17 protein-coding genes are annotated in these 19,790 nt (G+C 69.1%); 9 read left to right on the top strand and 8 right to left on the bottom strand.

Annotated features, from left to right (window positions below):
• Positions 1–52: 52 nt before the first annotated feature.
• The 5 genes from L3Q65_RS26040 to L3Q65_RS26020 all read left to right on the top strand — a co-directional run bounded on the left by L3Q65_RS26040 (position 53) and on the right by L3Q65_RS26020 (position 6,285).
• Entirely contained in the window at positions 53–1,699 is a 1,647-nt protein-coding gene (locus tag L3Q65_RS26040) for a sigma-54-dependent Fis family transcriptional regulator (protein ID WP_182891293.1), read from the top strand.
• A gap of 63 nt (positions 1,700–1,762) precedes the next feature.
• On the top strand, positions 1,763–3,262 hold the full coding sequence (locus tag L3Q65_RS26035) for an aldehyde dehydrogenase family protein (protein ID WP_101438301.1): 1,500 nt from the start codon (positions 1,763–1,765) through the stop codon (positions 3,260–3,262).
• A 28-nt stretch (positions 3,263–3,290) separates the two neighbouring features.
• Entirely contained in the window at positions 3,291–4,412 is a 1,122-nt protein-coding gene (locus L3Q65_RS26030) for an NDMA-dependent alcohol dehydrogenase (RefSeq protein ID WP_182891294.1), read from the top strand.
• Positions 4,409–5,347: a MoxR family ATPase gene (locus tag L3Q65_RS26025; protein WP_182891295.1), complete on the top strand. Its 939-nt coding sequence runs from the start codon at positions 4,409–4,411 to the stop codon at positions 5,345–5,347. The genes L3Q65_RS26030 and L3Q65_RS26025 overlap by 4 nt, the downstream gene beginning before the upstream one ends.
• A gap of 182 nt (positions 5,348–5,529) precedes the next feature.
• Positions 5,530–6,285, top strand: a complete 756-nt coding sequence (locus L3Q65_RS26020; protein ID WP_182891296.1) for a vWA domain-containing protein — start codon at positions 5,530–5,532, stop codon at positions 6,283–6,285.
• A 388-nt stretch (positions 6,286–6,673) separates the two neighbouring features.
• Here L3Q65_RS26020 and mftR read toward each other — a convergent pair whose 3' ends face one another.
• Positions 6,674–7,309, bottom strand: a complete 636-nt coding sequence (mftR, locus tag L3Q65_RS26015) for a mycofactocin system transcriptional regulator (RefSeq protein WP_182891297.1) — start codon at positions 7,307–7,309, stop codon at positions 6,674–6,676.
• Between the two features lie 289 nt (positions 7,310–7,598).
• Here mftR and L3Q65_RS26010 point away from each other — a divergent pair, with 289 nt between their 5' ends.
• A complete protein-coding gene (locus L3Q65_RS26010; RefSeq protein ID WP_237596901.1) occupies positions 7,599–8,204 on the top strand; it encodes an acetate uptake transporter in 606 nt (201 codons plus the stop codon).
• Positions 8,205–8,208: 4 nt separating this feature from the next.
• Here the strand turns inward: L3Q65_RS26010 and L3Q65_RS26005 are convergent, their stop codons facing one another.
• Together L3Q65_RS26005 and L3Q65_RS26000 are read right to left on the bottom strand one after the other, a co-directional pair.
• Positions 8,209–8,826, bottom strand: coding sequence for a hypothetical protein (locus L3Q65_RS26005; RefSeq protein ID WP_237596900.1), 618 nt, complete (start codon positions 8,824–8,826; stop codon positions 8,209–8,211).
• An 83-nt stretch (positions 8,827–8,909) separates the two neighbouring features.
• Complete coding sequence (locus L3Q65_RS26000) at positions 8,910–9,368, bottom strand: Lrp/AsnC family transcriptional regulator (RefSeq protein WP_182891300.1); 459 nt, start codon at positions 9,366–9,368, stop codon at positions 8,910–8,912.
• Between the two features lie 174 nt (positions 9,369–9,542).
• Here L3Q65_RS26000 and L3Q65_RS25995 point away from each other — a divergent pair, with 174 nt between their 5' ends.
• Together L3Q65_RS25995 and L3Q65_RS25990 are read left to right on the top strand one after the other, a co-directional pair.
• The gene (locus L3Q65_RS25995) at positions 9,543–12,986 is read left to right on the top strand and encodes an indolepyruvate ferredoxin oxidoreductase family protein (RefSeq protein ID WP_182891301.1); all 3,444 of its coding nucleotides are present in this window, start codon (positions 9,543–9,545) and stop codon (positions 12,984–12,986) included.
• Between the two features lie 530 nt (positions 12,987–13,516).
• On the top strand, positions 13,517–14,818 hold the full coding sequence (locus L3Q65_RS25990; protein WP_237596899.1) for an IniB N-terminal domain-containing protein: 1,302 nt from the start codon (positions 13,517–13,519) through the stop codon (positions 14,816–14,818).
• On the opposite strand, the gene L3Q65_RS25985 is transcribed toward L3Q65_RS25990, so the two are convergent.
• Positions 14,812–15,618 carry an SDR family NAD(P)-dependent oxidoreductase gene (locus L3Q65_RS25985; protein WP_182891303.1) on the bottom strand — a complete coding sequence of 269 codons (807 nt, stop codon included), beginning with the start codon at positions 15,616–15,618 and terminating at the stop codon, positions 14,812–14,814. The genes L3Q65_RS25990 and L3Q65_RS25985 overlap by 7 nt on opposite strands.
• Before the next feature lie 13 nt (positions 15,619–15,631).
• The gene (locus L3Q65_RS25980) at positions 15,632–17,062 is read right to left on the bottom strand and encodes a DHA2 family efflux MFS transporter permease subunit (protein ID WP_237596898.1); all 1,431 of its coding nucleotides are present in this window, start codon (positions 17,060–17,062) and stop codon (positions 15,632–15,634) included.
• A 51-nt stretch (positions 17,063–17,113) separates the two neighbouring features.
• Between L3Q65_RS25980 and L3Q65_RS25975 the strand changes: the two genes are divergently transcribed.
• Positions 17,114–17,836: a TetR/AcrR family transcriptional regulator gene (locus L3Q65_RS25975; RefSeq protein ID WP_182891304.1), complete on the top strand. Its 723-nt coding sequence runs from the start codon at positions 17,114–17,116 to the stop codon at positions 17,834–17,836.
• A gap of 51 nt (positions 17,837–17,887) precedes the next feature.
• Here L3Q65_RS25975 and L3Q65_RS25970 read toward each other — a convergent pair whose 3' ends face one another.
• The 3 genes from L3Q65_RS25970 to L3Q65_RS25960 all read right to left on the bottom strand — a co-directional run bounded on the left by L3Q65_RS25970 (position 17,888) and on the right by L3Q65_RS25960 (position 19,754).
• Positions 17,888–18,685 carry a sigma-70 family RNA polymerase sigma factor gene (locus L3Q65_RS25970; protein ID WP_237596897.1) on the bottom strand — a complete coding sequence of 266 codons (798 nt, stop codon included), beginning with the start codon at positions 18,683–18,685 and terminating at the stop codon, positions 17,888–17,890.
• 212 nt (positions 18,686–18,897) lie between these two features.
• Positions 18,898–19,401, bottom strand: coding sequence for an SRPBCC family protein (locus L3Q65_RS25965; RefSeq protein ID WP_237596896.1), 504 nt, complete (start codon positions 19,399–19,401; stop codon positions 18,898–18,900).
• Entirely contained in the window at positions 19,398–19,754 is a 357-nt protein-coding gene (locus tag L3Q65_RS25960) for a metalloregulator ArsR/SmtB family transcription factor (RefSeq protein ID WP_237596895.1), read from the bottom strand. The genes L3Q65_RS25965 and L3Q65_RS25960 overlap by 4 nt, the downstream gene beginning before the upstream one ends.
• Between the last annotated feature and the right edge of the window lie 36 nt (positions 19,755–19,790).

Genomic DNA, 19,790 nt, shown 5'->3' with positions numbered 1-19,790 from the left:
AAGGTACTGTCACACGAACCGCTACGTCGCCGTCCGGTAGTCGGGAGGAGCAGTGTCGCTCGGAGGGATACCGTCGCAGGGCTCCGCTGTCCTGCGGCCGCCGATCGCCGATTCGTGGCGCCGGTCCCGGCTGTTCGGCGTCGAGCCGGAGCTGGACCGGGGCGCGATTTCGATCGGCGAGGTCGATCCGCGCAGCAGGCTGATGACCGCTGCCCGTCCGGTGCTCGACCAGCTTGTCGAGCAGCTGACCGGCACCCGGTTCTCCATCCTGCTCGCCGACCGCGACTGCCGCCTCGTCTTCCGCTGGTTCGGCGACCGGGGACTGCAGCGTCAGCTGGAAGAGATCGGAGTGCTGGACGGTTCGCAGCTCAGCGAGGGCCGCGTCGGCACGAACGCGCTGGGCACGCCGCACGAATCGCGCCAGGCGGTGGAAATCCACGGCCAGGAGCATTACGCCGACGCGTTGAAGCGGTTCAGCTGCTACGGCCATCCGATCCGGCATCCGCTCACCGGCCGGATCGAAGGCGTCCTCGACATCACCGGCGAAAGCGACAGCGGCAACCCGCTGTTCGGGCCGCTGGTGAAGCGCGTCGTGGGCGACATCGAACAGCTCGTCCTGGAGAGCGCCCGCGCCTGCGAACGGCGGCTGTTCCTGGCGTTCCAGCAGGCCACGCACCATCGCAGCGTGCCGGTCGCGGTGCTCGGCGGCGATCTGGTGTTCGCCAACGAAACCTGTATCGAACACCTTCGCCCCGCCGATCCGACCCTGTTGCGCACGTTGCTGCCGCAAGTGCCGGAACGCGGAGTATTCGACACTCGCCTCGATGTGGGTGACGGGATCAGTCTTTCGGTCGTAGCCGAACGCGTCGAGGGTTCGACGGACGGCGCCGTCTTCCGTATCGCGAAGAGCCAGAGCAGCAGCCGAAAACCGGCCCCCGCGGCGGCGAAAACTGCCCGCTCGGTCCTCATCACGGGCGAACCCGGAACCGGTCGCACCACCGAAGCCCGAGCGCGAGCCGGCGTGGACGATCCGGTCGTCCTGCACGCCGCCGCCGCGCTCCGCGAAGAACCACGAGCCTGGGCAACAAGATTCACCGACCTGGTCGCGCAGCCGCGCACCGCCGTCGTCCTGGACGACGTCCACCTGCTGCCGGAAAGCCTGCTCCCGTTGGTCGGCGAGGCGCTCGACAATCCGGAATCGGCCCGGTTGCTGCTCACTTCCGTCCCATCGGACGCAATGTCCCCAGCCGTCGCGGCGATCGCCGCCAGATGCGCGGAAACCGTCACCCTCGCCCCGCTGCGCGAACGCCTCGACGACCTGCCCGCGATCGCCGTGGCGATGCTCCGCGACGAATACCCGGACCGGAAACCGCACTTCACCGGTACCGCGCTGGCCGCGCTGCGGACGCATCCGTGGCCGGGCAACCTGCACGAGCTGCGCGCGGCGATGCGCGAGGTGTCCCGACTTCCGTACACGGGGGTGATCGACCTCGCCCAGCTGCCGCCCGCGTGCCGCGGCAGCTCCCGCACGAGGCAGCTCGGCGGGAGAGAACTCGCCGAACGGAACGCGATCGTCACGGCGTTGCGCGCCAGCGAGGGCAACAAGCTGCGCGCGGCCCGCGAACTCGGCATCAGCCGCACCACGCTGTATCGCCGCATGCAGGCGCTGGGCGTGACCGACGACTGTCCACTTCTGTAACACTTCGCCCCCGGTCCGCCGGGTGACGATGACCTCCGTCACAACGAAGTGAGGAGGCGCCAGGTGACCGCAACGGTGGAATTCCCCCTGCACACCCAGGTCCGGGAGTTCGTGTCCGGCCCGCTGGAGCTCTTGATCGGCGGGCGCTGGGTGCCTGCCGCGTCGGGCCGCACGTTCCCGACCTACGACCCGGCCACCGGGGAGAAGATCGCCGAGGTCGCGCACGGCGAGGCCGAGGACGTCAACCGCGCCGTCGCCGCCGCGCGCAAGGCGTTCGACGAGGGCCCGTGGGCCGCGATGAAGCCGAACGAGCGCGAACGGCTGATCTGGCGCATCGGCGATCTGCTGTCCGAGCGGGCGGAGATCTTCGGCCAGCTGGAAGCGCTCGACAACGGCAAGTCCGCGGCGATCGCGACGGCCGTGGACACCGGCTGGGCCGCCGACGTCTTCCGCTACTACGCGGGCTGGGCGACCAAGATCGAAGGCAGCACGGTGAACGTGTCGATGCCGTTCGCGCCGGACGCGCAGTTCCACGCCTACACGCTGCGCGAGCCGGTCGGCGTGTGCGGGCAGATCATCCCGTGGAACTTCCCGCTGCTGATGGCGGCGTGGAAGATCGCGCCCGCGCTCGCCGCGGGCAACACCGTGGTGCTCAAGCCCGCCGAGCAGACACCGCTGACCGCGCTGCTGCTGGGCAAGCTGTTCGAGGAAGCCGGATTCCCGCCCGGCGTGGTCAACATCGTCACCGGTTTCGGCGACGCCGGGGCCGCGCTGGCCGCGCACGACGGCGTCGACAAGGTCGCCTTCACCGGTTCGACCGAGGTGGGCAAGAAGATCGTCCAGGCCGCGAGCGGAAACCTGAAAAAGGTTTCGCTGGAGCTGGGCGGCAAGAGCCCGAACGTGGTGTTCGCCGACGCCGACCTCGACCTCGCGGTGCCCGGTTCGGTCAACGCGTGGATGTTCAACCACGGCCAGTGCTGCGTCGCCGGAACGCGGCTGTACGTGGAGGACACGATCTTCGAGGAGTTCACCCAGGCGGTCGCTCAGGCGGCGAGCCAGGTGAAGATCGGACCGGGCCTCGATCCGGAAACCCAGCTGGGCCCGATGGTTTCCCAGGAGCAGTTCGACCGGGTGTCGCGCTATCTCGGCGAAGGGCTCGCCGACGGCGCCCGCGCGCTCACCGGCGGAAAACGCTGGGGCGACACCGGATACTTCATCGAGCCGACCGTTTTCGTTGACGTGAAACCGGAATTCAGCATCGTCCGGGAAGAGATCTTCGGCCCGGTCGTGGCGGCCATGCCGTTCAACGCCGAAGCCGGCGTGGCCGCCGCGGCCAACAACAGCGAGTACGGACTGGCCGCCGGGGTCTGGACACGCGACGTCGCGAAGGCGCACCGTACTGCGAAGGAACTGAAGGCAGGCTCGGTGTGGGTCAACCAGTACAACGGCTTCGACACGGCGATGCCGTTCGGCGGCTACAAGCAGTCCGGCTGGGGCCGGGAACTGGGCGCGGCCGCGCTCGACCTCTACACGCAGACCAAGTCCGTGAACATCGCGCTGTGATCCGCCCGCTCGAACAAAGGAGTTCCCGATGAAGACGAAAGCAGCGGTCGTCTACGAGGTGGGCAAGCCGATCGAGGTGGTCGAGCTCGACCTCGAAGGCCCCGGCGAGGGCGAGGTGCTGATCCGGTACACCCACGCCGGGCTGTGCCACTCGGACGTGCACATCGCGCACGGCGACCTGGAGGCCCGGCTGCCGATGGTGCTGGGCCACGAGGGCGCGGGCGTCATCGAGGACGTCGGCCCCGGCGTCACCCGCGTCAAGCCCGGCGACCACGTGGTGTGCTCGTTCATCCCCAACTGCGGCGTGTGCCGCTGGTGTGCCACCGGTCAGCAGGCGATCTGCGACATGGGCGCCACGATCCTCGAGGGCTACCTGCCCGGCGAGCGGTTCCCGTTCAGCGGCCCCGGCCCGGTCAAGCAGTACGGCGCGATGTGCATGCTCGGCACGTTCAGCCAGTACTCGACCATCCACCAGAACTCGGTCGTGAAGGTCGACGACGACCTCCCGCTCGACAAGGCGGTGCTCGTCGGCTGCGGCGTCCCGACCGGATGGGGTTCGGCGGTCAACGCGGCCGGCGTACGTCCCGGCGAGACGGTGATCGTGTCCGGCGTCGGCGGCATCGGGATCAACGCGGTGCAGGGCGCGCGCTACGCCGGCGCGAAGAACGTGATCGCGCTGGACCCGCTGGAGAACAAGCGCGAAAAGGCGATGGAACTCGGCGCGACGCACGCGGTCGCGACGCCGGAGGAAGCGGCCGAGCTGGCGCAGTCGTTCACCAACGGCAACGGTGCGGACAAGACGATCGTCACCGCGGGCATCGTCACCGAGGAAATCGTGACCGGCGCGTTCAACGCCACCGGCAAGGGCGGCACGATCGTGCTGACCGGCTTGAACAAGCTGTCGGTGAACAACGTCAATCTGCCTGGTTCGATCCTGACGCTGTTCAAGAAGACGGTAAAGGGCAGCCTGTTCGGCGACTGCAACCCGACCACGGACATCCCGAAGATCCTCGGGCTGTACCAGAGCGGGGACCTGAAGCTGGACGAGATCATCACCCGCACGTACACGCTGGAAGAGGTCAACCAGGGGTACGACGATCTGCTGGAGGGCCGGAACGTGCGCGGCGTGCTGGTCCACGACGCGCCGTGACGGCATTGTCGGCGGACTGCGGGCCGGTTTCCGGTCCGCAGTCCGCGGTTCCCCTCCTGACCGCGGACGTGGTCGGCCGCCGCCGCGAAATCGAACTCCTGCTGGCCGGTCTCGACTGTGGCGCGCACGTCGTGTTGGAAGGCCCGCCCGGCACCGGCAAAACCACCCTGCTGCGCGCCGTCGCCGAGGCAGGCGGCTCACCGTTCGTATTCGTCGAAGGCAACGCCGAACTAACGCCCGCCCGCTTAGTCGGACAGTTCGACCCCTCGCGCGTGTTGGCCGAAGGCTACGTGCCCGAGACCTTTGTGGACGGTCCGCTCATCGAAGCACTGCGCACCGGCGGTCTGCTGTACGTCGAAGAGGTCAACCGGATCCCGGAGGAAACACTCAACGTCCTGATCACCGTCATGTCCGAAGCCGAACTGCACGTGCCACGCCTGGGCCGAGTACGCGCGGCGGACGGATTCCGCTTGGTAGCCGCGATGAACCCGTTCGACGCGGTCGGCACCGCCCGAATCTCGTCGGCCATTTACGACCGCGTCTGCCGCATCGTGATGGGTTACCAAACCCAAGACGAAGAAAGCGACATCGTCGCCCGCCGCGGCCCCGCGGTGCCCGCCGAATGGCGCGACAAAGTCGTAGACCTGGTACGCCGCACCCGCAACCACGCCGACGTCCGAGTCGGTTCCTCAGTACGCGGCGCCATCGACGTTGTACGGCTGGCAGTCTCACTGGCCCGCATCCGCGAGTCCTCGACCACAAACTGGCGAATCGGCCATGACGCCGCACTGGCCGCGTTGTCCGGCCGAATCGGCCTGCACGAATCCAGCGGACGCACCGCGGAATCGGTGATCGACGAACTGTATGTAGCCGTCTTCGGTGCCGAAAGCCCTCCGCCAGATTCCGAAGGCGGTGACCCGCCGGGGGAAGCCTGAGCCCGCCGCCGGCGGGCCCACAGCAGCAACAACGCCCACCACGCCCAGGCTCAGCGCGGAGCAGCACCACGCCACGCTCTGAGCTTTCCCGTAACGGCCGCTTCGCGGAAATCTCGCCCGAAGTCGGTGTACTGGACGAGGAAGCCTTCAGCGCGGTCTTCCGCGAGGACGCAGACGAAGCAATGGCGTTGCTGGTCGAAATGAGCAAGGCGACCGACGAGTCCCTGCGCGCAGCCGCACGAGGCTTAGCCCGACGCCTGATGATCGACGTCGCAAGACGCGGCGTCGCGCGGGGCAGAGGCGTGGGAAAATTACGTCGCGACCGAGCCGACCGAGGCGGCGAACTAGACCTGGACCGCTCCTTGCCAGCACTGGTAGATGCGGCTGCGGTCGGCAAGGTCCCAGCACTGGACGACCTGGTGTCCCGCCGCTGGGCACGACCAGAATTGGCGCTATGTCTGGTAATCGACACCAGCGGCTCCATGACCGGTGCCCGGTTGGCCGCAGCCGCGCTGACGGCGGCAGCTTGTTCATGGCGAGCACCGGTCGAACACGCAGTGGTGTCTTTCGCCCGAAACGCGGAGGTGATCCGCCCACTACGGTCCTCCCGGTCGAAGGCTGCGGTGGTGGAGTCAGTGTTGTCCTTGCGAGGACACGGAGTCACCGCACTGGCAGCAGCTCTGCGAAAGGCGAACGAACAACTGGCATCCTCCCGCGCGGCAAGGAAAACGGTCCTCCTGTTATCGGATTGCCGTGCCACAGATGACCAGGATCCGCTGCCGGCAGCCCGCGCCTGCGAAGAATTGTTGATCCTCGCCCCAGCCGAGGACTGCGAGGAAGCCGAACGCTTCGCCCGCGAAGCGGGCGCCCGCTGGCAGCCACTCAGCGGCGCCGCAGCCGCCCCCGCCGCCCTAGCCACCCTGCTAGACCGTCCGTGAGGGACCCTCAGGAACTCTCATTCCCTCACGCCCCGCCCCACCGCCCCGCCGCCCGCCCACCGCTCGCCGTCCCGCCTCCGGCGCGCCCCAATGCCACTTTGGGTGCGTCAGACGCACCCAATGTGGCATTGGGTGCGTCCCATGCACCCAATGCCACATTGGGGCGCTAGCCCCGACCCACCCGCGAAACCGCAGCTAGTGCACTCAACGATCGATGCACCCACACCACCCCCGCACGCCGATACGAAGCCGGAATGCGGTCCGAGGGTGCTTGCCAAGGCATCTTTCCCGCCTTGGCAAGCACCCTCAGACCGTCAGCACAATCAAGCTTCGGGGTGCCCCACGCAACCCCCGGGCCAATGTCGCCGCCAGGCGACGAGCCGCCCAGTCACAGCGACCCAGGCTCCCCAACCAACACCTCATCAGCGAACCCAGCAGCCAACGCCCGCAATCCCGCATCCAAATACAACGTCAGATCCGCATCCGCCCGAGCGGACCACCGCTCATAAGCCGCCCGGCAGGTAGCCAGCACAGCCCGCCCCACCGCCAGCGGATACAACGAATCCTCATCCTGCCCAGTCCGCCGAGCCACGAACCCGATCACGGCCCGCTCCCAATCGTCGTAATGCCGGGTGGCACTGGCCGCCAGCTCGGCCACCGTACTGAGCAAATTCATCCGCATCCGCAGCTCAGGCACATCCTCAGCCCGATAATGATTCGCCGCCAGCACCGCCCGCCGCACCGCCTCCAGCACGGGCACATCCTCTGGAGCCTGCGCGAGCAACTCCCGGATCGCATCCACCTCGGAGTCGAACTCGTTCCACAAGACATCCGACTTGGCGTCGTAATACCGAAAGAACGTCCGCCGGCTCACCCCGGCCGCAGCCGCGATCTGGTCCACCGTCGTCTCGTGAAACCCCTGCTCAGTGAACAGCCGCAGCGCGATCTCCTCCAGTTGCCGCGCGCTGGTCCCCCGAGGCCGCCCCCGCCGGGGCCGAGCCTCGCCAACCGGTTCAGCAGGCATGCCTCCCCCTCCCGGACGCTTCTGTCACCCGGTGACACTACTCGGCCACCCGCCCCCAGCCGCACCTGCGACCCCCGAGGGACCGCCGAAGCGATATCCACAATGGACGGTCAAATTCACGAATAATGTGCGATAAACCCAGAACGCCCGAAACGGACCGCATTCACCGATTCGCGAAGCGGAATTCCGCGATTGCCACTCGAAAGAGGGACGTTGTGGACAGTGGACAAGTCTGTTGCGCCAGGTGTCAGATGTGAAGATCCTGCCGCAAAGCAGAATCGAGGATCCGATGAGTGAGACCGCTGCTCGCCCGACCTCAACCGCCACCGGCATCGCCGACCCCGGCCCGCTCGGCCTGGCCGGTTTCGCCGCCACCACCTTCGTGCTCAGCGCGGTGAACGCCGGACTCATCCCCAAAGCCGTCGAACCGGTCGTCCTGCCGCTGGCCCTCTTCTACGGCGGACTGGCGCAGTTGCTGGCCGGGATGTGGGAATTTCGCAAGAACAACACCTTCGGCGCGACCGCGTTCGGCACCTACGGCGCGTTCTGGCTGGCTTTCGCCTTCTACGTCTGGCAGTTCTCGGCGAAGATCCCGCCCGCCGACGCGGCGACCGCGACCGGGATGTTCCTGTTGGTGTTCACCATTTTCACCGGTTACATGATGATCGCGTCGCTGCGCACGAACGCCGTCCTGATCGGAGTGTTCGTCCTGTTGTTCCTGACCTTCCTCTTCCTCGCCATCGGGGAATTGGGCGGCGCGGAAGGCGCGGGCAAGATCGGCGGCTGGCTCGGGCTCGCGACCGCGGTGGTCGCCTGGTACGGCTCGTTCGCGGTCGTCGCCAACGCCACCTTCGGCCGCACGCTGCTGCCGACCGGGGCGATCGGCAAGCGCTGACCGCTCAGCGCACCGGTTCGTGCAGGAACAGGATCAGGCAGCCGCTTCGGCTGAACGTCTGGTGCTCGACCTGGGCCGGATAGTCCACGAAGTCCCCGCGTGCGCGGCGGGCCGTGACGCGGGTGCCGTCCGGGTGGACGATCTCGTCGTCGGCTTCCCCGTCGAGGAACAGGAACCGGTGCGCGGTCGGATGCGGATGCCGCAGCGAGAACGAGCCCGGTTCGAAAGAGGACAGTCCTACCACGCGTTCGTCGAAGGTTTCGTCGAACGCCACGTCGAGCAGCAGCCGGAACCACTGGCCGGGACTGGATTTCCGCCAGCCGGCGGGCCCGAACACGTCCTCGGCCGGTTCCCCGAGCCGTTCGCCGCTGATGCTCAGCGCGAGACAGCCGTCCGGACTGGACAGTGCGCCGTCAGCGGCAAGGTACGCACCGGCGCGATGGTGCGCGAGAGTGCCTTCCAGCACCAACACCCGGTCTCCTGGGTCGGCCAGCGTCGCACCCGCACCCAGCCGGACCAGCGTGAACGAGTCGCCCGGCGACTGCAGCAGTTCCTTCGTCCAGGCCCCAGGCCCGGACTCGGTCCAGCCGACGGGGGAGAAGGTCGCGGTGTGGTTCGGCATCGGCTCCCTTTCCCGGCGTCGCCCCGACGATGCCGGGAAACGGGACCGAGCGGCAACCGGATCGCCGGGACGCTGCCCGAAGGTCACTCCGGCCGGTCCTCGCCGCGCACCCACGAGTCGAGCACGATCAGGGTGCGCGTGCTGGTGATCCGGTGGCTGCGCCGCAGTTCGTCGATCGTGCTCTGCAGATGCGCCATGTCGCGGCTGCGCAGCCACACGACCGCGTCCGGGTCGCCCGCGATGGTGAAGACCGCCTGCGCCTCCGGGATCCGGGTGGTGGTCTCGACGATCTCGGCGACGTTCGTGCTGCCGAAGAACCGCAGCTGTGCGAACGCCTCGATGCCCCAGCCGAGTTTCGCGTGGTCGACCTGCACGGTGAAGCCGGTGATCACGCCCTTCTCCCGGAGCCGGTCGACGCGCCGCTTCACCGCCGCGGTGGAGAGCGACACCCGCCCGGCGATGTCCGAGAACGTGCGCCGGGCGTCCTCGCGGAGCAACGCGATGATCTCGTGGTCGGTCGCGTCCAGCAGTTCTTCGGCCATGAGCGGCATCGTACGCAACGGATCTGCCCGATCGGCCCTCTCGCGCGTCATCCTTTGCGTCCTTGCCACTACAGTGGCCGGGCACGTTGCGCCGGGCTCAGGCGTGGGGTGAGGTGGCTCACGTCCCAGCGGCGGGTGCCCGTGGGCTTGATGGCGTGCGGAAGGGAAGTGCGGATGAACGCCTTCACGTTGGAAGACCGGTACGTGCGCGAAGCGGGCACTGTCTACTTGACCGGGGTGCAGGCGCTGGTCCGCGTCCTGCTCGACCGGATCCGGCTGGACCGGCGGAACGGCGCCGATTCGGCGGCCTTCGTGTCCGGGTACCAGGGTTCGCCGCTCGGCGGATTCGACCTGGAGCTGGCGCGGCGGTCGGGATTGCTGGCCGAGCACAACATCGTGCACAAGCCGGGCGTCAACGAGGAACTCGGCGCGACCGCGGTCATGGGCAGCCAGCTGGCCGCCCGAGCAGGCACGATGCGACACGACGGCGTGGTCGGCATGTGGTACGGCAAGGCCCCCGGCCTCGACCGCGCCACCGACGCGCTGCGGCACGCGAACCTCGCCGGCGCCGATCCGCGCGGGGGTGCGGTCGCGCTGGTCGGCGACGACCCGAACGCGAAATCCTCGACCATCCCGTGTGCGTCCGAGCACGCGCTCGCCGACCTCGCGATGCCGGTGTTCTTCCCGGCCGATTCGCAGGACGTGCTGGAGCACGGCAGGCACGCCGTCGAACTTTCCCGCGCGAGCGGGCTGTGGTCCTCGATGAAGATCGTCGCGAACGTCGCCGACTCCGGCGGCACCGCGCTGGTCGATTCGGAGTGGACCGCGCCGGAGCTGCCCGAGGGCGCGTACAAGCACCAGCCGAACAGCCGTCTTCTCGGTCCGGAGCTGATCACGCTCGAGCACAGCCTGCACCGGGTACGGCTGCCGCTCGCGATGGAATACGTGCGGGCCAGCGGAATCAACCGGATCGTCCGATCCGGACCGGACGATCGCGTCGGCATCGTCACCGCCGGGAAGTCCTATTTGGACCTTCGCCAGGCGCTGCGGATGCTGGGCCTCGACGAGTCCGAACTGTCCCGTTACGGCATCCGGTTGCTGAAGCTCGGCGTCGTGTACCCGGTCGAACCGGGCATCGTCAAGGAATTCGCCGAGGGCCTCGACGAGATCCTGGTGATCGAGGAAAAGCGCGCGCTGGTCGAACCGGCGATCAAGGAGATCCTCTACGGCCGCACCGGCGCGCCGCGCGTGTACGGCAAGTCCGACCCGCACGGCCAGGTGCTGTTCACCGAACTCGGCGAACTGGACCCGGACCGCATCGCGAGCGGACTGGCCAAGCGCCTCCCGGACGCGGAACCCGTTGCGGCATGGAAACAACGGCGTCGCCGCGAGCGGATTTCGGTGCCGCTGCTGGCGCGTACGCCGTACTTCTGCTCCGGCTGCCCGCACAACTCGTCCACCAAGGTCCCGGACGGCACGCTCGTCGGCGCCGGAATCGGCTGCCACACCATGGCTTTGTTCATGGAACCGGAGCAGGTCGGCGAGGTCGTCGGGCTGACCCAGATGGGCGGCGAGGGCGCGCAATGGATCGGCATGGCTCCGTTCGTGGAGACGCCGCACTTGATGCAGAACATCGGCGACGGCACGTTCATGCACTCCGGCAGCCTCGCCGTGCGCGCGGCGGTGGCGGCCGGCGTCGACATCACCTACAAGCTGCTTTACAACTCGGCGGTCGCGATGACCGGCGGTCAGGACGCTGTCGGCGGACTGTCCGTGGAGAAGGTCGCTGCGCTGCTGCTGACCGAGGGCGCGGCGAAGGTCATCATCACCTCGGACGCACCGCGACGGCTGCGGAAGCGCAAGCTGCCGCGCGGGGTCGAGGTGCGCGACCGTTCGGAACTTCTTCGCACGCAAGAAGAACTGGCGGCGCACCGCGGGGTCACGGTGTTGATCCACGAGCAGGAGTGCGCGGCGGAGAAGCGGCGCAAGCGTCGGCGCGGGAAGCAGGAAACGCCTGCGCGCAAGGTGTTCATCAACGAACGCGTCTGCGAAGGCTGCGGCGACTGCGGCGTGAAGTCGAATTGCCTTTCAGTGCAACCGGTCGAAACGGAGTTCGGCCGTAAAACCCAGATCCACCAAGCTTCGTGCAACGTCGACTACTCGTGCCTCGACGGCGACTGCCCGTCGTTCCTGACTGTCGTCCCGACCGGCGAGGTCAAGCGGCGGCATCTCGCCCCGATCAGCGCGGAGGTCCTGCCGGAACCGGCGAAAACCCTGTCCGACGTCGCCGTGCGGATCACTGGCATCGGCGGCACCGGCGTGGTCACCGTCGCGCAGATCCTGGGTGTCGCCGGGGTTCTGGACGGCAAGCAGGTGCGCACCCTCGACCAGACCGGTCTCGCGCAAAAGGGCGGCGCGGTGGTCTCGGACGTGAAGATCTCGACCGGCGCGGTCGAGCAGGCGCCGAAACTCGCCAACGGCGAGTGCGACCTCTACCTCGCGTGCGACGCGCTGGTCGCCGCCGACCCGGCGTACCTCGGTGTGGCCGACGCCGGGCGGACGGTCGCCGTGGTGTCCACTTCGGAGGTCCCGACCGGGCGCATGGTGGTGGACAAGGAAGTTTCCTACCCGGACCAGTCGAGCATCCGCGGCGCGCTCGGCGACGCGACCGCCGCCGGGCACTACCTCGACGCGCGCGGCCTCGCCGAGCAGATCTTCGGCGACGACCAGTTCGCGAACATCCTCCAGCTCGGCGCGGCCTATCAGACCGGCTCGCTGGCGGTCACCGCGGAGAGCCTGGAACAGGCCATCAAGATCAACGGGACCGCGGTGGAGACGAACCTCCAGGCGTTCCGGCGCGGCAGGCAGCTGGTCGCCGACCCGGACGCGCTCAACGCGGAACTCTCGCCGTCGGCGGAGGCCGCGGCCCCGGCCGTTGCCGACGCGGAAGCAGTCCGCCGGGTGCGTGCTTCGGTGCGGGCCGACGGCGAGCTCGCCCGGGTGCTCGACCTGCGGATCCCGGACCTCATCGCCTACCAGGACGAGCGCTACGCGCGGGAGTACGCGGAGTTCGTCGAGCGGGTCCGCACCCGAGCCAGTGCTTCGGTGACCGAGGCGGTCGCGCGGAACCTCTACAAGCTCATGGCCTACAAGGACGAGTACGAGGTGGCGCGGCTGTCGCTGGACCCGCAGCTGACCGCGGAAATCGAAGCCCAGTTCGGTGCCGGCACGCGCTTCGCGCACCGGCTGCACCCGCCGGTGCTGCGCGCGCTGGGCATGAACCGCAAGATCAGCCTCGGCGGCCGCAGCTTCCGGCCCGCGTTCGCGGCGCTGCGGGCCATGCGCAAGCTCCGCGGGACGAAGCTGGACCCGTTCGGCCGCGCCGAGGTCCGGCGGGTCGAGCGGGCGCTGATCGGCGAGTACCGGCAGGCGCTGACGCGTGCGCTCGAGGTGGCCGACCGGGGCGACGCCCGGCTGGTCGAACTGGCCGCGCTGCCGGACTCGGTGCGCGGGTACGAGGAGATCAAGCTGGCGAATGTCGCGGCCTACCGGCGGCGGCAGGAGGAACTGCTGCGCGAGCTGGAGATGCCGGACTCGGTGCGGGTCGCCACCGCCTGAGCCGGGAGCCGCTGCGGGACAGCCCCGTCCCGCAGCGGATTCCACGCGGAATCCCCCTAATCGAAGCGTGATCAACGTCGGAAAACGGAATTCAACGCGGATTCCGTGCTCATCTTCCGCGCGGACTCCGAAACGGCGAGAAGCCGGGCAACCCCGCTTCCTCGCCGTTTCGGCTTTCCCGTCGCGCCCGGTCCGGCGCGAAAAGCCTTGTAGGTGTCACACCAACGGGTGGTCCTGGCGAACCTCTTCGGGCGACCCGCGTCCGTCCCCCGATCGGTGGGGTGGGCGGCGTCCGGCGGGGTGGCGCGACGGCGGCCCTGTGACCAGCGCGGACGCGCCGAATCCCCTAATGCCCCTAATCGGGGGAGCGGCGAAGTCCCTAGTGGGTGCCCCGGCTAACCCGGGTGACCCCCCGATGGCGGGCATTCGGCGGCGTCCTATGTTCGGAAAAGGAGCCGGCTCTGGGGCCGGCTCGTCCGTTTCTCGGACACCCCACCCCGATCCGTTGTCACCACAGGAGAATACGAACTATGGGCCCGGTGCAGACGCTGCACGAATTCGCGCTGAACCTGCTGAACGACCCGCAGTCGCTGGCGGACTACAAGGCCGACCCGCAGGGGGTGCTCAACGGCGCCGGCCTCGGCGAGCTGAACCCGTCGGACGTGCAGGACATCATGCCGCTCGTCATGGACAGCGCCCCGCTGCCCGCCGTCCCGGCCGTTCCCGCGGTGCCGGGCGTCCCGGCCGCCCCGAGCATCCCGGCCGTGCCGGGCGTGCCCGCCGCGCCGAGCATCCCGTCCGCTGACCTGGGCGGCGCCTTCGACCAGGCGAACGCCGCCGCCGAGCCGGTGGCGCACCAGGCGGGCGAGGGCCTCGGCGGTCTCGCCGGCGCCCTGCCGAACCTGAGCCCGGTCTTCGAGGGCGTCAGCAACGTCGCGGACGCGACCGGCCTGAACACCGTCACCCACGGCGCGCTGGGCGCGGTCTCCGGCGTGCTGGACCACGTCGCCGAGGCGACCCACTCGGTCCCGGTCGTCGGCCCGATCGTCGACGCCGCCGCGATCGACACCCAGAACACCGTCAACGCGGTGGGCGAGCACGTCTTCGACGGCAAGCTCGTCGGCTCCGCGGTGGACGCGACCACCAACCACCTCGGCGACGCGCTGACCTGGAAGGCCGTCGTGGCCGAGTCCGGCAAGCTCCCGGTGGTCGGCGGTCCGGTCAGCGGCATCGTCGAGGACGTCCGCCAGGGCGGCTCGCACCTGCTGGGCACCGTCAACGAGGCGATCGGCTCGACCCCGGTCGGCGTGCACGACAACGACCTCCGCGCCGACCTGACCCAGGCGACCGGCGACCTGACCCAGGCCGGCGACCTGTCCGGCACGCTGGACCACGTCGCCGGCGCGGTCCCGGGTCTCCCGGCGGTGCCGGGTGCGGGCGAGCTGCCGCAGGTTCCGGGCGTCGGCTCGCTGCCGCAGGTCGGTTCGCTGCCGCAGGTCCCGGGCGTCGGTTCGCTCCCGCAGGTTCCGGGCGTCGGCGAGCTGCCGCACGCTCCGGCGCTGCCCGCCGCCCCGAACGCGGGTTCGCTGACCCACGCGATCGAGGGTGCGACCGCGCACGCGCCGGCCGTCAACGCGGCTGCTCAGCACGTCACGAGCACCGTTCAGGACGCCGTCGAGACCGGCACCCAGCACGTGTCGGCCGGCGACCTGCCGGAAGCCGCGCACGCCGCGCCGCTCAACGAGGTCCAGAACCACCTGCACGACGTGGCGGGCGGCCTCGAGTCGCACGCGAGCAACGTGCACCTGGACAGCCTGCACCTGGGTCACTGATCTTGGCGCGCTAAGGGTTTTCCCGCCGCGGGCTCGGACCGGTCACGGTCCGGGCCCGCGGTGTTTTCTGTGCCGGGCAGCAGCGACAGCACCAGGTCGCTGTCCCGGAAAAGGCCGCCGGTCGGGGCGCCGCCCGGCAACGTCGCGGCCCACACCACGCCGCGGGCGCTTTCGCGTGCCGGGCGGGCCGTGTCCTCGTCGCCGCGTTCGGGATGCGTGGCGGTTTCTCCTGGATCGACGGCGTTGACGAGGATCGGCGTGTTCCGCAGCGCCGAGGCGAGTACGCCGGTCAGGGTGTTCAGCGCGTGTTTGGCGAAGGAATGCGCCGGAGCGCGCAGGCTCGCCCCGAGGTCGAGTCCGGTGGAGATCTGGAGCGCGGAAACGCTGGAAACATTGACGATCCGGGCGGCCGGAGCGGCTTTCAGCGAAGGAAGCAGCAACTGCGTCAACTGCCACGGGCCGAGCACGTCGATGTCCAATGCGGACTGGACGGCGGGCAGATCGGCGTCGAGCGCGGACAGCGTGGCGAAATCGACGGCGTCACTGGCATTGTTGATCAACACGTCGAGGCGGCCGAAGGTTTCGGCCACATAGCCGGCGGCGGCGGTCATGGTGGAGAGATCGGTGAGGTCGAGCCGTAACGCCGTGGCGTCCGGGAGTCGCGCGGCAAGGGATTCGGCTCGGGCCAGGTCCCGAGCGGTGAGGATTACGTGGTAGTCCTGCTCGGACAGCAGCCGGGCGACGGCGAAGCCGAGGCCGGCAGCGCGGCTGGTTCCGGTGATCAGGGCGGTTTTCGACACTGCGTCGCTCGTTTCAGTGGGCGGTGTGTTTCGGGAGGAATCCGACGAGGGCCAGCGCCACGAGGTAAAGACCGGCACAGAGGCCGAAAACCAGTTCAGCGGCAGGGATCCAGGACGGTGTGGCAGCGGGTCCGACGCGGGCGAAGAACACCGTGCCGAGCGCGGCGACGCCGATGGCGCCAGCGAATTGCTGCGCGGCATTGAGCATTCCGGAACCGCTGCCGACTTCTTCTGGCGTCGCGTCGCCGAGGATGAAATCGAAGAGCGGAATGAACAGCAGACCGGAACCGGCACCGGTGATGAAGAGGGCGGGGGCGAGCTGCCAGCTGGTGATGGCGGCGCCCCAGTGCGCGATTGACCACCACAGGACAAGCAGACCGGCGACCGCGCTGACCAGTCCTAAGTGGAGGGACGCACGGCCGAGTTTCGCGGCGAGGACAGCGCCGGACACCAGGGTTGCGATCGCGGTGCCGGCGGCCCAGGGAAGCAGGGCGAATCCAGATTGCAGCGGCGTCCAGCCGAGACCGGATTGCAGCAGCAGATTCACGACGAGCACGAATCCGCTGAGCGAGGCGTAAAACCCGCCGGTGATCAGCAGGCCGAACACGAAGCCGCGCTTGGCGAACAACGACGGCGCGATGACCGGGTGGCTGCTGCGGCGTTCAGATCTGGCGAACAGGACGAAGGCGACCACGCCGGCGGCCATCAGCACGTACGTCCAAGCGGGCCAGCCGAGTTCGCGGCCCTGGATGAGCGGGACGATGAGCAGTGCCGACGCGGTGGTGAGCAGGCCGACGCCGCGCAGGTCGAGGCGGGCGTCGCGGTCCTCGCCGCTGTGTCGCGGCAGCACACGCAGGGCGAGCAGCCCGGCGAGGACGCCGAACGGGACGTTGATCAGGAAAATCGAGCGCCATTCGCTGCCGAACAGGTTCAGGTGCAGCAGCCATCCGGCGAGGATCGGACCGGCGACGGTGGCGAGGCCCATGATCGGGCCGAACGGCATCAGGGCCTTGCGCAGCTGGTCCGGCGGGAAGACGACCTTCACCAGCGCGATGCCCTGCGGGATCATCGCCGCGCCGAACAGGCCCTGGAACACGCGGGCCCCGATCAGGAAGCCGGGGCCGGGGGCGAGGCCGCAGGCCAGCGACGCGAGGGTGAAGCCGGTCATGCCGAGCAGGAACAGCCTGCGCCTGCCGAGCCGGTCGCCGAGGCGGCCGGAGGTCACGAGGCCGAGCGCGAACGCCGCGGTGTAGGCCGACAGCACCCACTGCAGGGTCATCGGCCCGCCGCCGAGGTCGGCGCGGATCGAGGGGCCGGCGAGGGCGGCGACGCTGGTGTCGATCAGGTCCATCAGGTCGGCGATCACGACGACCGCCAGCACGAGCCACGTCTTGACCAGCGGAAGCGGCTCGGCGCGAGGGAACGAACTAAGTTCAGTAGTCACGAACTAAGTTCTAAATGACGAACTAAGTTCGTGTCAAGCTATAGTGACGCCATGCCCGCCGCCCCACGAGAGCGCCGCGCCGCCCGGCACGCGTCCGCCGAGGCCGCGCCGAAGCCGCGGAAAGAACCCATCACTGTCGACCGGATTACCGACGCCGCGCTGCAGGTCGTCGCGACCGAGGGCTACGACGCGCTGACCGTCCGCCGGGTCACCGCCGTGCTCGGCACCGGACCGTCGTCGCTGTACGCGCACATCGTCAACAAAGAGGACCTCGACGATCTGCTCATCGGCAGGCTCTGCGCACAGATCGAACTGCCCGAACCGGACCCGGCGAAGTGGCGGCAGCAGGTCCTGGACGTCTACGGGCAGATCCGCGATCTGTACCTGAAGTACCCCGGCGTCTCCCGCGCCGCGCTGGCGATGGTCCCGACGCACCTGGAGACACTCCGGATCAGCGAAGGGATTTTCGCGATCCTGCTGGCCGGCGGCATCGAACCGCGGACCGCCGCGTGGGCGCTGGACTCGCTCACGCTCTACGTCACCGCGTATGCCTGGGAACGGTCGCTCGTCCAGCAGCGGCAGCAGCACGGCGACGAGTGGGTGCTCAGCCAGGAGGAGCTGATGGAGCGGTTCAGCGCGCTGCCGGAGGAGAAGTTCCCGCAGACGCGGCGGTACGCGGCGGAGCTGACGGCCGGCGCCGGACATGACCGGTTCGCCTTCATGGTCAACCTGATCACGCGGAATCTCGCCGACGGGGCAGCGGAAGGTGCGTGAGGGGAAAGCACCACGGGCGGAGGTGCCGGGTGTGCTCGCCTGGGGCGCTGGCTAGCGGGGCTCCGGGATCGCCGGATCGCAGCAGCCGGTCATCCGGGGCAGTTCGCGGTTGACCTCGGCCAGTTCGGCGGCGACCGCGTGGCACGGTTCGCACGCCGCGAGGTGTCCGGCGAGGACTCCGGCCCGGCGCGCGGGCAGGGTGCCGCGCAGCCACGCGCCCATGCGGCGGCGAACTTCCTGGCACTGCGGCAATTCCGCGTCCGGCACCTGGACTTGCAGGTACGCCTGCCGCAATCCTTCGCGGGCGCGGCGGGCGAGCACCGCGACGCCGTTCGGGGAAACGCCGAGCAGCGGCGCGAGTTCCGCCGGAGTGTCGCCTTCGGCGGACATCCGCCACAACACCGTTCGCCAGCGGCCGGGCAGGGTCCGGTAAGCCGACCACACGAGACGGTCTTCGGAACGCATGACGGCGAGTTCGTCAGCGCCGCCGTCGAGAGTTACGGGTTCCGGAACTGTCGCATAGAGATCGATACGGTTTTCGTAGCGGCTCCATCGTGCGAAGAGATTTCGCATAGTGGCCACGAGATACGCCGGCGCGTTCGATTCCGGGCCGCCGCCCGCCGCGACCGTGCTGAGCACGCGCGCGAAGGCTTCGGCGACCAGGTCGTCGCGTTCGGCTTGCTGGCGCACCAAACCGGCGGCCACGCGGCGCATCAGCGTGACGTGCCGCCGGAACAATTCCCCGCCGGCCTGGCAATCTCCGGCACGTACAGCGGCGAGGAGTTCGGCGTCGGTGCGCTCGTCCTCGTTCGCCTCGGCGGCCAGCGTGCTGCCCAGTGTCGCGTCCACCGTGCACCTCCCACCGGACTGGTCCACACCTCGTCACGCGGGACTACTGAAAGTAACTGGTACAGCAGTGTACTCCATATGCCGCCGAGGATCCGGCAGTCGGCGGTGCGATTCCGCGCCGGTCGCCGCTGTCAGCCGAATGGGGAAGTCGTGGCCGGTCAAGGACATTTCGTTCGGCCGCCGACTGTCCGAAGTGGACTATTGACGGACGGTCAGGAAGATTTTCCGGCCAATTCGGTGAAATAGGGCGTCATCGCCGGGTGGTAGTCGGCGAAGTCCGGCCGCGGCGTGCCGTCGAAGGCGGCGGTGAGCATGTCGAGGTAGTACTCCCAGCCGGGGCCGGCTTCCGGGATCTTGTCCGCGGAGTCCAGGTGGTGCACCAGCCGGAGTTCCGTTGTCGCGTCCCGGGACTCGAGCAGCATCTCCATGCGCCAGGCGCCGGATTCGTCGGTGGACGAAACAGCCAGCCGGCGCGGCGGCTCGCAGGCGTCGACGCGGAGGTCCATCCAGGGCTCCTCCTCTTCGAACAGCATCTGGACGCGGATCATCCGACCGGGTGTCGCGTCGCCCTCCCAGGGGCCGAACCAGCGCGCGGTGCGTTCGGGTTCGGTGATCGCGGCCCACACGTCGTCGATCGGCGCACGGAAGGTGCGCGGCAGGACGAGGTCGATGCTGTCGGCGAGGCGGTGCGCTCTCGCGGTGGGCACGGGTTTCATGCGGTGTGTTCCTCTCCGGCGGAGGTGCCCCGGCGGCGTTCGCGGCGGGTGCGGTGGACCTCGGTCTCCAGCGCGTCGAGCCGCTGCTGCCAGGCAGGCGGGGCGAGAAGCTGGGTGAGCCAGGCGGCGAGTTCAGCGAAGCCCCGCGGGTCGAGGGCGTAAAACCGTTGCCTGCCCACGAGTTCGTCGCGCACCAGTCCGCTTTCCCGCAGTACGCGCAGATGGCGGGACACCGCGGGGCGGCTGATGGCGAAGCGCGCGGCGATCTCCCCGGCGGGCAGGCGCTGGTGTTGCAGGAGCGCCAGGATGTCCCGGCGCACCGGGTCGGCGATCGCGCTGGCGGCCAGGTCCACGGCGAAAGCGTAACCCAGCGGTTACGCGTCGGGCAA

The organism is Amycolatopsis sp. FU40 (assembly GCF_021903635.1).
GTDB classification, from domain to species: Bacteria; Actinomycetota; Actinomycetes; order Mycobacteriales; family Pseudonocardiaceae; genus Amycolatopsis; species Amycolatopsis dendrobii.
This window is presented reverse-complemented; position numbering and strand designations above follow the sequence as displayed.